Raw genomic sequence first — 14,718 nt, 5'->3', positions numbered from 1 at the left:
AAAGTTATTTTTCACTAGGTGTTTGTTAGTTTATATGTTTACGAAATTGGCTAGGCGATAAACCTGTTATTTTTTTAAATACACGGCTAAAATAAAAGTAATCTGTGTAACCCACTTTTTCCGCAATATCTTTAACAGATAAATGAGAAGTTCTCAATAATACTTTAGATTTTTGAATACGCAAAACAGTAAGATAAACATTCGGGCTAACACCCATTTTTTTCTCAAATAGATAGGACAGTTTCCTTCTTTCCATTTTAAAATGATTCGCGATATCCATAACAGTCATATTCTTTGTATAGTTTTCTTGCATATACTCCGTAATTAACGTTATATTTTCTTTTTTATATTGATAATCCCTCATTTTAATGACTAAAATGATTTCTTCTAAAATATTAAAAAAAAGAGCTTTCGATTGAAGAAATGATAAATGACTACCCATGACATAATTTTGTATTAATTGCTGCAACAAATTCATTAATTTTAGCTGCTCTCCTACCTGTAAGGCAAAATGACGATTGTAGAGTGGAAACTTTGAATTTTCTCCGTCTGATAGTTGAAAATGAATGACAGCATACTCGAATTTAGTATCGCTTGTAATTGTTCGTTGGATAGATAAGTTTGGACCCGCATGGATAATCTGTCCTTTTTCTAATCGGTAATTTTTGCCTTCAATTTTAACATCTGCTACTCCATTGATAGGAAATATTAAACCAGCTGCATTCGTCATCGTCTTGTAATTCGTAACGACCGTTTCGGAGGAAATCTTCTCCGTAATCACATCCAAAAATGTTAATGGAGCAGTTGTGTAGAATTCTATGATTTCTTGTATATCCATTTTGAATGCTCTCCTTCACTTCATAGTATTAAGACAAAAAGAAAGGAACACCAACAATGCATCAGTGCTCCTAAAATCGATTATTTTAAACTTTCCTGTAGTAGCTTGCGATTACGTTGTTTGAAAATATCATTATGTGAGGAAACGATACCGCCCTCAGAAGCATCAGGTTGAATATATTTCTTCGCACTATTTACTGCATGGAGTGCATCGTGGAAGGCAGCTGCAATTAAATGGATTTTACCATCATGGTGAAGAATATCACCTGCTGCATAAAGGCCCGGAATGGACGATTCACTATTAATCGAACCAGCTATAAAATAATCATTTTTACGGTCAATGGCTAACGGACTATTATCTAATAGCTCCTTATCACGTACATATCCATGACTGATGACCACTTCGTCAATAGGAATCTCTGTTACAGTGCCTGTTTCATGATTAGTTAAAGAAATCGCTTTAATCATTCCTGCTTGATCGTCTGCAATCAGTTTCGTAATTTCAGAATTGAAATGGCATTCAATAGAACTATTTGTAAGCTCTGTAATTTGAGCCTCATGTGCAGACAATGTATCTTTTCGATATGTTAAATAGACTTTGGAAGCTACTTCCATTAACTCTAATGCCCAGTCTACAGCAGTGTTACCACCACCGGAAATAATAACTGCCTTATTCTTAAATTTTTCATAGGATTTAATTGTGTAATTTAAATTAGAAACTTCAAAGCGTTCAGCGCCTTCAATTTCAATTTTTTGAGGATTCAGGATACCTCCGCCAATAGCGACAATAACCGTTTTGGAATAATGAATGTTTCCTGACTCCGCAGTGATCATAAAAATGCCATCTTCATTTTTGGCAATGGACAGCACTTTTTCATCTGTATAAATAGAAGGGTTAAACGTTAAGGCTTGCTCAACTAATTGCTTAATTAGTTGTCCCCCTGAAATAGGCGTTACACCCCCAACATCCCAAATCATTTTCTCTGGGTAAACATGAATTTTACCGCCTAGCTGTGGTTGTGATTCAATTAGCTTCGTTTTCATTTCTCGTAAACCACAGTAAAAACTAGAATATAGACCTGCGGGCCCACCACCAATGATTGTTACATCATACAATTCTTGTTCTAACAATACTTAACACACCTTTCAATTTGTCATTACCTATCTCAACAATTGGACTAACATTGCATGACAGCCCTACTGTGTATTTCTAATTGTCTAAACTACTTTGAACTTCCTCCTTAATTCCATTATACGATAATGATAATCATTATCAAATAAAATTATTACAAAACATAATAATAATACATATCCTGTCACCATTTTTTAATATTCTTAAAGAAATAGTATGCACTAGGCATACTATTTCATTTTAATCATATTTATTTATCTTTTAACAAATCTACTACTATATCAATTCCATACATAGTTGCAATTGGTGCATCCTGTGCAAATAAAGAACGATCGACTATATAAATATTTTTATTTTTAACTGCATTGATGTTCTTCCATACCGCGCTTTCTTCATAGGATTTTAAAAATTCCTCTTCACTCATGGTAATTCCACTTTTATCAAGGAAAATAAATAGATGATCTGGGTTTAAGACTGACATCCCCTCCATACTTACTTCCTTTGTCATATCTTCTGGGTAATTTTGTGGAACTTTAATTCCTAAACCATGTTCAGGATTCGTTGGCGCAATATTTTTCCCATATATCCAAAACTCTTCTTTCGTATTTACGGATGTAAAGACTACAGTTTCTCCTTTGGCTGTAAAATTCTTCAAAGCTTCTCGGCCATCTGTGATTTTTTTGCTTACTTCTTCTAGCAGTGCCTTTCCTTGTTGCTCTTTCCCCAATACCTTTGAAATTTCCGTTACAGCTAACTCTTGATCAGTAGACATCGCTCTTTGATTTAAATACACAACAGGTGCTATGGCTGACAATTGGTCATATAGCTGATCATGAACACCTGAAGCAGCCAAAATTAAATCTGGTTTTAGTTCTAGTATTTTTTCAAGACTTGGGCTTCTAACATCCCCAATATCAGTAAATGTTTGTTCTTCCACAAAAGATTGATAGGCTTCCCATAAATTAAACATAGTATCAGCATTTGCTATACCTATTGGCTTGGTATCTAATGCTAATAGAACATCTGGGTATAATACATGCATCAAAGAAATAACACGTTTCGGCTCTTTCTCAATTATTACTTCCTTCCCTAAAGTGTCTGTATATGTTAGAGGATAAATGGACGGTTCTTCCTTTATTTCCTCTTTTTCTTTTTGGGTTTGATTCGCTACCTTCTCTTCGGCATTATTACATGCTACTAGCAAGACTGATAGTAACAAAGTGAACAGCACCATTATCCACGGCTTCTTCATTGTATGTCCTCCTTTAATTTTCTAGCAAAATAATGAGAATCATTATCAAAAAGATGATAGCAAATTCAATTTTTTGAGTACATATAATACTCGATGAACAAATTTGTGTTTTTTTATCCATAAACGTAAAAATGTCCAGCTTTGTACTTTTTGAACGAGGTTATCACTGTTCATTTTAACGTTAAATATACGTTATACTTACTTTTTGATACACTATTGGAAAAAAGATAATAGAGGGCAATAATGAGGAGAAAAATTTTTATATTACATGAAATATATGGAGTTAATCATTTTATAAAAGAACAAGTCCAAACATATAGTGATGAAAACACTTCCGTTTCCTGTATTTCGTTCTATTCAGATGGTTTATCCTTTTCATATGAGCAAGAAAAGCAAGCATATGAATTTTACATGCAGACAGTTGGCTTCGATGCCCCTCTAGAGTTACTTTCTCAAAAAATACTGGCGGCAGCTCAAAATTATAATGAAGTGGTATTAATTGGTTATAGCGTAGGTGCAACTTTGGCTTGGCGATTAGCCACACTCCCCCTACACCGCGTCATTTGTGTGTATGGTTCACGTATCCGCCAATACTTCGATATCCTACCTGCATGTCCAACTTTAGTCGTTTTACCTAGCTATGAAAGTAGTTTTGATGTGCAAATATTAAAGAATGCACTTGGTCGCATACCGAATGTTCAGACCAAACAATATCAGGGTTTACATGGTTTTATGGACGCCTCTAACTCTAATTATTGCCAAAGGAGCTACTTGCAGGCACACAATGACATCCGAAGCTTTTTACAAGCTAGAAAATTTCAGGAGGAATAAACATGGAACAAAATATTGATATTCAGGTTGAACCCTATATTGAAGCAGGCAATGTTATTTATCCGAGCTTTCAGCTTTCTTTACAACCTGGCACTATTATCGGCATCTATACAGATATTTCAAAAATACATACATTAATGCGATGGTTTATGAACCGACATGATACATATACTCATTTTCGTGAAAGTGCGTTATATGAGCGACTTACTGCTCGTGAATATATCCAGTTTTTATTGAGACTTTTTAACCGTCCAACGAACGAAACGGAGAATCTATTAAAGCTCTTTAGCCTTACTGAACAAAAAAACACTAGAATTAGTCGGCTTTCTCATAGTGAAAAACAGCGATTAAAGTTATTGAATACGTATCTCCATCAAGCACCTATTCAAATTTTAGAAGAGCCCTTTCAAAATATAGATGAATTTTCAAAACAAAATATCCAACAATTATTAAATAGTCAAATAAAACAGCAAAAAACCATCATTTTATTATCGACCAATCTAGAAGATTTAATGATTATGAGTACAGCTATACATAGATTAGACGGAGCTGGTTTGCATGCGTTAGATGTAAAGGAGGATGAAATAGAACAATCACCTCAGCAAATTGAATCTGCACCAATTCGCATTGATAAAATCCCAACAAAGAAAAATGATAAGATTATTTTATTTAATCCACCCGAAATTGATTATATTGAAAGTGTTGAAGGTGATGTTTCTATCTATGTGGCTGGAGAAGCATATCCATGTACTTTATCGCTCAATGAGCTAGAGCAAAAATTGACACCATTCGGCTTTTTTAGAAGCCATCGTTCTTATATTGTGAATCTGCAAAAGGTTCGTGAAATCATTACATGGACACGTAACAGCTATAGTCTAGCACTCAATAGCACTGAAAAGGCTGTTGTCCCACTGTCGAAAAATAAATTAGCAGATTTAAAGGAAATACTCGGAATATAGTAGATTTCCCAGGAAATAAACGACTCCTGTCACCTTTAATATTGTTTCACTGAGGATCATTTTTCCGCCTTTCACCCGATTTATACTGTGTACCTTATGTTTGTTGCTTATAGTGTAGACATCAACAACAAACAGGAGGTTTACACATGAACACAGTGATTGATGTGCAGCACTTGAAAAAAACATTTAATAAAGAAACAGCATTGCAAGATGTTTCTTTTACAATTCAGAAGGGGGAAATATTCGGCTTTCTTGGTCCAAGTGGTTCTGGTAAAACAACTACTATTAAAATATTAACCGCACAAACAGATAAGTCGGCTGGTAATGTCCTATTATTTGGGCAACCAGCATCTGAAATGAAGCAAAGTCAAAATCGTAAACGTTTTGGTATTTTAACAGATAATAGTGGTTTGTATACAAGACTATCTATTGAAGAAAATTTATTATTTTATAGTAACTTATATCAGCTATCCCACTCTGCCGTAAAAGAGGCTTTAGATTTTGTAAACTTATATGCGGAACGTAAAAAGAAGATCAGTCAGCTTTCAAAAGGAATGATTCAACGTGTTACCCTTGCTCGTGCTATTATGCATAAGCCTGAATTATTATTTTTAGATGAGCCTACTTCTGCTTTAGACCCTGTCAATACACAGCATATTTATAATGGCTTACGAAAATTAAATGATATGGGGACAACTATTTTTTTAACCACTCATGATATGAGCGAAGCAGAGATACTTTGTGACCGTGTAGCCTTCCTTCATAAGGGAAAAATTCGAGCAATAGGTGCACCAAAGGATTTAAAACAGGAATTTGGCTCTGATTCTATTACAGTTGAACTCAAAAATGGCATGCAAGAGATTATACAAAACGGTGCACAAGATGCAGAGAAGCTTTATCAATGGATGCATTCCAACGAAGTTACAAGAATTAATACAAATGAGCCGACATTGGGTGATATTTTTATGCAAATAACAGGGAGTGATTTAGTATGAATTTTTCAATGACACGTATTCAAGCTATATTGGTGAAGGATTATAAGGAATTTTCACGTAACTATGCTGTATCGACGATGGTGCTTCTGCCGCTAATAATGGCTTATTTATATAATCAATCAGGCTCCAATAGTATTAGTATATATTTTCTACCAATCAACATGGCCTTTGCTGTAGTAACAACATATGTCCAATGTTGCTTAATTGCAGAGGAAAAAGAAAAAAACACTCTTCGCAGTCTCATGCTATCCCCAGCATCACTTGGTGATATTTTAATTGGTAAAAGCTTGTTTGTTTTAATAATTACAATTCTAGCTGAAGCTGTGACTATTTTTCTAGTTGGCTATGAGCCTGCTAATCTTTTCATCATAGTAATAGCATTATTACTTTCAGCTTTGTTTTATATTGCATTAGGTACAATATGTGGTTTATTTGCTAAATCCATTATGGAGGCATCCATCATTGTGTTGCCTGTAATGTTAATATTCTCTTTCGGTCCTTTTGCTCTAGCTTTATCTTCTGTCAACCCAATCTTAAAAATAGCAGAATGGTTGCCTAGCTCACAATTATTACTTTTAGCAGAGGCATTAGAAGGTTCGTATTCCATGCCAGATGTGGTCATTCCTCTGTTGACAATCATTGTATGGACACTTGTTTCTTGGTTTTTCGCAGCAGTTATCTATAAAAAAAGAATGGTCGATTAATGACCATTCTTTTTAACTATAATAATTCCTTCTCTAGCTTTTCAATCTCATCTAGCGTTTCAGCGTACCATATGCCGACAAATCTAGAGGCAACGGGCTCATCAAAGTAATCCCCATCATAGAAAGATAACGGAAATAATGCTTCCTGTTCTATACATTGCTTAATTGTTTGAAAGAAGTGATCATTCTGTTGCGGATCTTGTGCAGCATAGGAAGCAAATTTATTAATGGGCTTTCCTAAAGCATCATGAAACATCAGCATAGAGGTAGAACCATTCTGACGGAAATTTAAGTCAATGGCTTGAACATCACCAGCCTCTGTCACAATTAAATCAAAGCCTGCCACACCAACAAAACCTTCCTCCACACCACGCTTCATTATATGTTTTCCTGCCTCAATTACTTTTTCAGGTACTTTATCTACTATGATATTTCCTTCATAAATGCCGTTGTCATCTGTTATTTGCTGTGAAGCTCCTAAGTATTGAATCCCTAGCTCCTCACAGTAAATAAATTGACAGCTATAATTGTGCTTTGTTTGTAAAAGTTCTTCAATAATGATACTGTCAGTGCCAGTCATTCGAAATTGGCGTATACCTTCTGTCAGCTCTTCTTTATTATGGCAAATGATGACACCATATCCTCCCGATGTTGGGGAATCATCTCCAGGCTTTAGTACAACAGGTGGCTGCCAATTTTTTATGGCATCAGAGAGTCTATAGGTTTCTACATTTAAACGACTTGGAATGAATTTACTATCAATTAAATGATCGATATATGCTTTTGTATTCAGCTCATTAAACTTTTCGGCATCCATCCAATAGCATTGACGATCCATATGCTCTAAGTCATGTATATACTGACAAACAATTGTCTTCCCTTCCTCACACCAAGATTGGATCTGTGCCAGATATTCTTCCTGTGTGTCATAGCTATACGGCTGTTCCATCCAAGGTAACCCTGCTAATTGATGAAGCTCCTGGGCTTTTTCTGTTTGTGTGGCTCGGTGTACTAATACGGGGATATCAGCAATAGCTACTTCTCTAGAGGTTAAAGCATCCAGCTTATGAGGTTCGTCCATCATCCACGGATTATCACTATACGGCGTTCTTGGCGTATATACAGCATTATCACCATAAATTTGTCTTAAAGTATATTTTGGTTTCAAGTAGATTACCCTCTTTCAAGTTTTAAGTACTCTACCCTTCCCATTACTTTTTGACACTTTTTATAAGAAAAAGTGGTTTTCTAGATTAAAAAAAATCCATTTTATTCCTAATTATAACCAAATTGCACTAATAGCTCTTCTAAATGTTTTTTTACCTTTGACCATTCTTCAATCGTGATACTATACATCACAGTATGCCGCGTTGTTCCATCCTTGCGAATCATATGATTACGCAATATTCCTTCCTTTGTGGCACCTATACGCTCAATGGCCTTTTGAGAACGAATATTTTCATGATCCGTTTTTATTTGAACTCGCTTTAAATGAAGCTGTTCAAAACAATATTGCAGTAATAAATATTTACAATTCGTATTTATAGCTGTACGCCAGTATGCAGGAGTCAGCCATGTATTGCCTATTTCTAGTCGCTGATGCTTATCATCAATATCCATAAACCTAGTTGAACCTATAATATCTCCTGATTTTTTATCCACAATTACAAACGGGAATTCTGTTTTTCCGCTTCTTGTTATTAATGCGTTTTCCACAAAGTTATTCACATCCTCCTTTTTCTTGATCGTTGTGGACATATGTGACCAAATTTCTGGATAACGCCCAGCCTCTATTATTCCCGGTAAATCGTTTAACTCTAAAGGCTTTAGTTTAACCACATTATTTTCTAATGCAATAAATTCCATTACAGCTCACTCCTTTTTTACTTATTTAACGATAAAATTGATATGATAGATATAACCAATTACTAAAAAACCGACCATACCAAAGGAGGCATTTTTGTGGAGCTTTCCATTTCATTTACAGGGGATTCAGCGAAATATATACACATCTACGAAGAAATAAAACACGCTATTATAACGAAAAAAATACACGCACATACGCAACTGCCTTCTAAACGAGCTCTTGCTCAAACATTGGATGTGAGCGTGCACACCATCAAGGAAGCATACGAACAATTACTTGCGGAAGGCTATATTTATAGCAAAGAAAGATCTGGTTATTATATCGCTCCCTTTGAATTTGATTGGCTACAGCAAGAACAGCCACCTGCTTTTACTCCTAGTATCAGTAACGCAAATGACATTCAATTCGACTTTACGAATGGACATGTGGATAACGAAGCTTTTCCTTATGCTGTTTGGCACAAGCTAATTAAAAAGCATTTTAATAGCAACAACTTATCAACAAGCCCCTGGGAAGGAGAGGCAACTTTACGCACAGAGATTGCTCGCTATGTAGAACGTTCGCGTGGGGTTGTTTGTGCTGCATCACAAGTGTTTGTCTATAGTGGTACACAAAGCCAGCTTCAAGCTCTCTGTCATTTTCTTGGTGGCACGACTCGCGTTGGCTTAGAGGAACCAGGGTTTAAACGAGTACGTGCCGTTTTACAGCAATGTGGATTATCTACAGAAGCGATTCCTGTGGATAATTCAGGGGTTACACTTCCTCCAACAACAATTCACATGTTATACACAACACCAGCTCATCAATTTCCTTTAGGCATGATTATGACGATGGAAAGAAGAGCGGCATTGTTACAATGGGCTAACTCGAACGAGGCTCTTATTATAGAAGATGATTATGATTCTGAATATCGTTATAAAGGGCTACCAATCCCTTCTTTAGCAAAAATGGATCAGCTTCAACGAGTCATCTATTTCGGAACATTCTCGAAAACATTGCTTCCATCATTACGTATTAGTTATATGATTCTACCAAAATCCCTAGTCATACCGTTTATGACTTTTCATCAAGATCAAAAATCAGTTGTCTCCAAAGTAGACCAGCTTGTTTTAGCAGATTTTCTTGCACAAGGGCAATTCGATAAGCATTTGGCAAAAATGCGGACGATTTATCGTAAAAAACAGCAGGCATTACTGGCTGCCATCTCTACACATTTTTCAAATGAATTTCAAGTGATCGGTGAAAAATCTGGGCTCCATCTTGTCATAAAGCTACCTCCATATCTTGCCGAAAATAGAGCAATCCAGCTAGCTCAAGAGGTAGGAATTCAAGTCTATCCATGCTCTACCTCCTATCAAAATGGTACGATTGACGCGAAGGTCATTATTGGCTATGGTGGACTGACACTTCAGCAAATTAATGACGGCATTGCACTCCTTGCTTCTGTTTGGCAATCATGATGAATTCATTAGTTTGTCTAAATCTTCATTGAATAGAGCGAAACCTTATAAAAATTTTTTCGTATATCAATTACGACACGCTGAAAATAAACATTGGCTGAATCAAGTTCAAATGATATGGACAAATAAGGGGATTAGATAATAATGGAGAAACGCGAGCAATTAGAACAGTATTTGCAAGAGATTCAATTGTGGGAGAAGGATCAAAAGGATTTATGGTTTTGGGAGAAATTAGGGAGAATACCTTTTAAGATATTAGATAAAATGACGCCTGCCTTTATTCAAAATAAAATTGCTTTATTAGTTGATGAATTAGGCAATTATATTCAATCGGGCGGGAAATATTTAATTAATGAACAAGCCATACTTCAAAAAATCCGCAACCATTCTTCTACACAGCATATTTTGACGATTGCTGATATTGGGCAAATTCCTTTAGAGGACATGATTGCTCTCAGTGATAAATTACAAAATGAACGTGTAAAATTTGCTACGGTACAAGGGGCCTCTACTGGCTTCGGAGGCATTTTTACTTTAGCTATTGATATTCCAGTTATTTTAGGAACTGCTTTAAAAACATTACAGGAAATAGCGATGATTCATGGCTATGATCCGAATGATAAGATGGAGCGTGTTTTCATAGTGAAATGTCTACAATTTACTTCTGCTGATATTGTCGGTAAAGAAGCCATTTTGCAGGAACTTTCAACTATGAATAGCTCGAAAAAGGCTTCTGATAATATGATTTCACAGCTCCAAGGATGGCAGGAAGTATTTTACACCTATCGAGATCAGCTTGGCTGGAAAAAGCTGTTTCAAATGATTCCTATTGCTGGAATGGTCTTTGGAGCCTATGCCAATAAAGGAATGATTCAGGATGTCGCTGAAACGGGCATGATGCTTTACCGAAAAAGACGTATATATGAAAAACTAAATGAATTAGAACATTAATAGAAATGGAAAGATGGCACTATTATTGACGTGTCATCTTTTTGTATTTTTATATTTTAATAAGAATTTTCCCTTGATGCTTGCGGCTTTCCATCAATTCATGTGCCTTTTTCATTTCTTCTAAGGCAAAAATTTTAGCAATGGGGACCTGAAAGCCATCTTCTTTTATTAAAGAAAAAATAGCCTGTGCAACCTGTTGCAACATTTCTGGCTTTGAAGCTCTAGTCGTGCCTAAGCTGAAGCCTTTTATAGTACGGCAGCTACTATGTAAATCTGATGTTTTAATATTACCAGCTCTACCTCCACTATTGCCGAATTGTACAAGAGTGCCATAAGGCGCTAAACAATTCAAACTTTCCTCTGTTATAGCACCTGCTATCGAATCAAATACAATATCAACACCATGTCCCTCCGTTAGTTCATGCACTTGTGTACTGAATTGATCATATGTGAGAACATGATTTGCACCAAGCTGATACACGATTGGAGCTTTCTCTAAATTACTCACAGTCCCAATAATCTGCTTTGCCCCTAGCTTTTTTGCCATTTGGATGAGCATTGTCCCTACTCCACCGGAAGCAGCATGTATCAAGACGGCATCATGCTGACCAATAGCTGCTATTTGATGTGTTAGCATATACGCCAAAAATGAAACCGTCGGTACATCTGCTACCTTGTCAATTGGTACATCACTAGGAATTTTAAAAACCAGCTGTTCCTTAGCTACAACAAATTCTGCATAAGCTCCATTTTTAGGGAATGCGATGACTTGGTCGCCCTTTTGAAAGTTACTGTTATCATCGAAGACCTCTTCTACAACACCTGCAACATCTAAGCCAAGAATCATTGGGAAATTGGCTTTAGCTTTATTGCCTGTGCGGTTTTTAATATCTGCATAGTTCACACTCGTATAAGTTGTGCGTATTAGGACTTCGCCTTTAGTCAAAGTAGGCTCTGAACAGTCTATATAGTTTAAAACTTCTGCCTCACCAAACTCATGGATCACAATAGCTTTCATTCATTTCTCCCTCCTTGTTAAGAAAAATTATATACTAAATTTAGAATGGATGGATAATCTTCCTGACAATGGACTGGAGCAATAATGCTAGTCTAAAACAACAAGTGGTTTTGCCAATTAGGACGATTAACAAAGGCTCACTATTCACAGAAAAAATAGTACAACTAACGACATTGGATCTTACCATTTTGAAGAATCTCGATCACTTACTTAAAGTTGCGTCAACTGTTGCTTGACCATACAAATTATCAGTAAAGGAATTGACGAAATTTTCAGATCACACTTTACCAAAATTATGTACATATGATACACTAGCAAAAATACATTGAAGAGAAGAGTAAATAAGGCTGTTCTTCCCAGAGAGCTCGGGTCGCTGAAAACGAGCAAGAACGAATTATTGAAACAAGTCTCGGAGTAGCGCATTGGACTTCTATTTGAATGATGGTGCGACGGGAACTCCCGTTATAGAGTTACAGTATAAACATAAGTAATTATGTCGTACTGAAAAGGCTATTATGGTGACATAGTAGTGAACTAGGGTGGCACCACGTGAGTATAAATTCCACAATCTCGTCCCTAAGACTAATCGTCTTGGGGGTGGGATTTTTTATTTTGCAGATCTTGACTTTGCTTAAGGAGGAATTGATATGAAGAAATCTTTAGAGAACTGGCGTTATCCTGCCATCCTATTATGTAGTATTGGTGTTTCCAGTATTGGCGAATGGATTTATTTTATCGCCTTAAATCTTATTGTATTAAATCTTACAAAATCAGCTCTTGCTGTCTCTGGCTTGTATATTGTAAGAGCAATCTCATCTTTGCTCACTAATTTTTGGGCAGGAAGCCTTATCGATCGCTATAATAAGAAACATTTAATGATTACTTTAAATCTTGTGCAATCTATACTAATTGTTATACTTCCCCTCTTCTATAGCTTAGCGTGGATGTATACGCTAGTTTTTATCATTACAGTAGCTAGCTCTATGTATCATCCAACCTCGATGACCTACATCACTAAATTAATTCCTATAGCACAAAGGAAACGTTTTAACTCATTACGTAGCTTGCTGGACTCAGGGGCTTTTCTAACTGGACCAGCAATTGCCGGCTTTCTATTTACACTAGGAACACCCAATATGGCTATATACTTAAATGCCTTTGCTTTATTTTTATCAGCCTGTATAACGTTCAACATGCCGAGTGTTGAAACCTTTAAACGACTAAAGTTTGATAATGCTATAGAAAAAAAATCCCTTTGCCAAGTACTATTTCATGATTGGCAAATGGTCATACGCTTTAGCTTAAAAAATATATATGTAATGAGCGTCTATTTATTGTTTAGTGCTACCATCGTCTTGATGACAGCGACTGATTCTTTAGAGGCTGCCTTTGCAACTCAAATACTTGCTTTATCAGAGGGACAATATGGAATTTTAGTTAGTATTGCTGGAATAGGTGTATTAATTGGCTCATTCATCAATTCAGCGGTTGTTGAAAAAGTGTCCACTGCCTGGTTGATTGGTATGGGATCTCTTCTAACAGCATTAGGCTATTTGGTGTTTACTTCATCCTTCACTTTTCTTATTGCTGCTCTAGGCTGCTTTCTATTATCATTTGCGACTGCCTTTGCAAATACAGGATTCTATACCTTTTATCAAAATAATATCCCATCTGAGAGCATGGGGCGAATAGGCAGTATTTATGGATTCTTGGACGCATTTTTCATCATTCTCTTAACAGCCATTTTTGGCATTACTGCTGAACTAATCACAATACGATTTGTCGTCGTGAGTGCCTCCCTTGTTATGATCATCGTCGCTATTATTTTATTGTTTTTAAATATACAATCCTCTAAGTCCCATTACTATGAATATGACTAAAGAACATAAAAATAGGTCTTTTCCTTAAATAGGAAAGACCTATTTTATATGCCCGAGTTCTTGTGAGAGAAGGTAGGCTGTTTTGGTTACTTCTTTCACAATACCCTCTAATTTTTCATCATCTGTATCATATTCAAAGCATTCTGCACTGATAGCTGCAATTGGTTTCTCATCCAAATCAAAAACAGGCGCTGCAACAGAAACGGTTCCCTTTGTTTTTTCACCGTAGCTAATAGAGTAGCCCATCTCTTTAATTTGTTGAAGTTGCTCCATCACTTCATAATTCTCTGAAAAAGTAGCTTGGATTTCTTTGCTTGAAAAGGCTAGTAGCACTTTATTGGCAGCCCCGATTGGATAAGGAATTTTTTCACCAATCATATCTATGATTCGGACGTTTTTTGGGCTGTCTACTCTATCAATAATGATTGAGCTAAATTGTTTGGGAATATTTAAATATGTAGTTTCACGAACATTATTTGCAAGCTCTTCTAATAATGGATGTGCTTTTTCTCGAATATTTGTATGATGGTACATTTTCATTCCTAGTTGTAACCAAGTATACCCTAAACGAAATTCCTTTTTTTCCTCATTTCTTTCTACTAAATCGAAAGTTTCTAATGTATACAATAGACGATAAATCGTACTGCTCGGTAAATCTGTTTCATTGTAGATATCTTGCACAGAATAGAATTTCTTCGGTTGTTTAGCTAGTACATTAATAATCAACATTGCTCTTTCAATAGATTGAATCATCACTACTCCTCCTTTTATTCATTTTAACGAATTTTTACTCATTTAAATAGACTTCCTAGCGAATAAATTAATAATAAAT

Annotated in this window: 14 protein-coding genes and 1 other annotated feature; of the genes, 7 read left to right on the top strand and 7 right to left on the bottom strand. The window is 35.8% G+C overall.

The window, feature by feature from the left end; all coding sequences use genetic code 11:
- Positions 1-25 precede the first annotated feature (25 nt).
- The 3 genes from NV349_RS01630 to NV349_RS01620 all read right to left on the bottom strand — a co-directional run bounded on the left by NV349_RS01630 (position 26) and on the right by NV349_RS01620 (position 3,221).
- Positions 26-838 (bottom strand): AraC family transcriptional regulator, encoded by an 813-nt coding sequence (locus NV349_RS01630; protein WP_036117951.1) that lies wholly within the window; start codon positions 836-838, stop codon positions 26-28.
- 80 nt (positions 839-918) lie between these two features.
- Entirely contained in the window at positions 919-1,968 is a 1,050-nt protein-coding gene (locus NV349_RS01625; protein ID WP_036117955.1) for an NAD(P)/FAD-dependent oxidoreductase, read from the bottom strand.
- A gap of 251 nt (positions 1,969-2,219) precedes the next feature.
- Positions 2,220-3,221 carry an iron-siderophore ABC transporter substrate-binding protein gene (locus NV349_RS01620; RefSeq protein WP_271912155.1) on the bottom strand — a complete coding sequence of 334 codons (1,002 nt, stop codon included), beginning with the start codon at positions 3,219-3,221 and terminating at the stop codon, positions 2,220-2,222.
- 243 nt (positions 3,222-3,464) lie between these two features.
- Here NV349_RS01620 and NV349_RS01615 point away from each other — a divergent pair, with 243 nt between their 5' ends.
- From NV349_RS01615 to NV349_RS01600, 4 genes are all read left to right on the top strand, one after another.
- On the top strand, positions 3,465-4,052 hold the full coding sequence (locus NV349_RS01615) for a dienelactone hydrolase family protein (RefSeq protein ID WP_036117961.1): 588 nt from the start codon (positions 3,465-3,467) through the stop codon (positions 4,050-4,052).
- 2 nt (positions 4,053-4,054) lie between these two features.
- Positions 4,055-5,011 (top strand): LytTR family transcriptional regulator DNA-binding domain-containing protein, encoded by a 957-nt coding sequence (locus tag NV349_RS01610; protein ID WP_036117963.1) that lies wholly within the window; start codon positions 4,055-4,057, stop codon positions 5,009-5,011.
- A gap of 146 nt (positions 5,012-5,157) precedes the next feature.
- Positions 5,158-6,006: an ABC transporter ATP-binding protein gene (locus tag NV349_RS01605; protein WP_036117970.1), complete on the top strand. Its 849-nt coding sequence runs from the start codon at positions 5,158-5,160 to the stop codon at positions 6,004-6,006.
- Positions 6,003-6,710: an ABC transporter permease gene (locus NV349_RS01600; RefSeq protein WP_036117973.1), complete on the top strand. Its 708-nt coding sequence runs from the start codon at positions 6,003-6,005 to the stop codon at positions 6,708-6,710. The genes NV349_RS01605 and NV349_RS01600 overlap by 4 nt, the downstream gene beginning before the upstream one ends.
- Positions 6,711-6,726: 16 nt before the next feature.
- Here the strand turns inward: NV349_RS01600 and ldmS are convergent, their stop codons facing one another.
- Together ldmS and NV349_RS01590 are read right to left on the bottom strand one after the other, a co-directional pair.
- Positions 6,727-7,878, bottom strand: coding sequence for an L-aspartate--L-methionine ligase LdmS (gene ldmS / locus NV349_RS01595; protein ID WP_089933104.1), 1,152 nt, complete (start codon positions 7,876-7,878; stop codon positions 6,727-6,729).
- Between the two features lie 107 nt (positions 7,879-7,985).
- Positions 7,986-8,576, bottom strand: a complete 591-nt coding sequence (locus tag NV349_RS01590; RefSeq protein ID WP_036117982.1) for a GNAT family N-acetyltransferase — start codon at positions 8,574-8,576, stop codon at positions 7,986-7,988.
- A gap of 96 nt (positions 8,577-8,672) precedes the next feature.
- Here NV349_RS01590 and pdxR point away from each other — a divergent pair, with 96 nt between their 5' ends.
- Entirely contained in the window at positions 8,673-10,037 is a 1,365-nt protein-coding gene (gene pdxR / locus NV349_RS01585; RefSeq protein ID WP_101966968.1) for a MocR-like pyridoxine biosynthesis transcription factor PdxR, read from the top strand.
- A 144-nt stretch (positions 10,038-10,181) separates the two neighbouring features.
- A complete protein-coding gene (locus NV349_RS01580; protein ID WP_036117986.1) occupies positions 10,182-10,988 on the top strand; it encodes an EcsC family protein in 807 nt (268 codons plus the stop codon).
- A gap of 49 nt (positions 10,989-11,037) precedes the next feature.
- Here NV349_RS01580 and NV349_RS01575 read toward each other — a convergent pair whose 3' ends face one another.
- Complete coding sequence (locus NV349_RS01575) at positions 11,038-12,006, bottom strand: quinone oxidoreductase family protein (protein ID WP_271912151.1); 969 nt, start codon at positions 12,004-12,006, stop codon at positions 11,038-11,040.
- 316 nt (positions 12,007-12,322) lie between these two features.
- Positions 12,323-12,587 (top strand) — a binding site (T-box leader).
- A 66-nt stretch (positions 12,588-12,653) separates the two neighbouring features.
- Between NV349_RS01575 and NV349_RS01570 the strand changes: the two genes are divergently transcribed.
- On the top strand, positions 12,654-13,886 hold the full coding sequence (locus NV349_RS01570) for an MFS transporter (RefSeq protein ID WP_271912149.1): 1,233 nt from the start codon (positions 12,654-12,656) through the stop codon (positions 13,884-13,886).
- Positions 13,887-13,925: 39 nt separating this feature from the next.
- On the opposite strand, the gene NV349_RS01565 is transcribed toward NV349_RS01570, so the two are convergent.
- On the bottom strand, positions 13,926-14,639 hold the full coding sequence (locus tag NV349_RS01565; RefSeq protein ID WP_058843989.1) for an IclR family transcriptional regulator: 714 nt from the start codon (positions 14,637-14,639) through the stop codon (positions 13,926-13,928).
- Positions 14,640-14,718 lie beyond the last annotated feature (79 nt).

The organism is Lysinibacillus sp. OF-1 (assembly GCF_028356935.1).
Classification (GTDB): domain Bacteria; phylum Bacillota; class Bacilli; order Bacillales_A; family Planococcaceae; genus Lysinibacillus; species Lysinibacillus fusiformis_D.
Note: the sequence above shows the minus strand (reverse complement) of the source record. Positions and strands in the feature narration are given on the sequence as shown.

Excerpts from the sequence above, each read along its gene's own strand:
- NV349_RS01630 (WP_036117951.1), bottom strand. The coding sequence starts at position 838 with ATGGATATACAAGAAATCATAGAATTCTACACAACTGCTCCATTAACA.
- NV349_RS01620 (WP_271912155.1), bottom strand. The coding sequence starts at position 3,221 with ATGAAGAAGCCGTGGATAATGGTGCTGTTCACTTTGTTACTATCAGTC.
- NV349_RS01615 (WP_036117961.1), top strand. The coding sequence starts at position 3,465 with ATGAGGAGAAAAATTTTTATATTACATGAAATATATGGAGTTAATCAT.
- NV349_RS01610 (WP_036117963.1), top strand. The coding sequence starts at position 4,055 with ATGGAACAAAATATTGATATTCAGGTTGAACCCTATATTGAAGCAGGC.
- NV349_RS01605 (WP_036117970.1), top strand. The coding sequence starts at position 5,158 with ATGAACACAGTGATTGATGTGCAGCACTTGAAAAAAACATTTAATAAA.
- NV349_RS01600 (WP_036117973.1), top strand. The coding sequence starts at position 6,003 with ATGAATTTTTCAATGACACGTATTCAAGCTATATTGGTGAAGGATTAT.
- NV349_RS01590 (WP_036117982.1), bottom strand. The coding sequence starts at position 8,576 with ATGGAATTTATTGCATTAGAAAATAATGTGGTTAAACTAAAGCCTTTA.
- NV349_RS01580 (WP_036117986.1), top strand. The coding sequence starts at position 10,182 with ATGGAGAAACGCGAGCAATTAGAACAGTATTTGCAAGAGATTCAATTG.
- NV349_RS01575 (WP_271912151.1), bottom strand. The coding sequence starts at position 12,006 with ATGAAAGCTATTGTGATCCATGAGTTTGGTGAGGCAGAAGTTTTAAAC.
- NV349_RS01570 (WP_271912149.1), top strand. The coding sequence starts at position 12,654 with ATGAAGAAATCTTTAGAGAACTGGCGTTATCCTGCCATCCTATTATGT.
- NV349_RS01565 (WP_058843989.1), bottom strand. The coding sequence starts at position 14,639 with ATGATTCAATCTATTGAAAGAGCAATGTTGATTATTAATGTACTAGCT.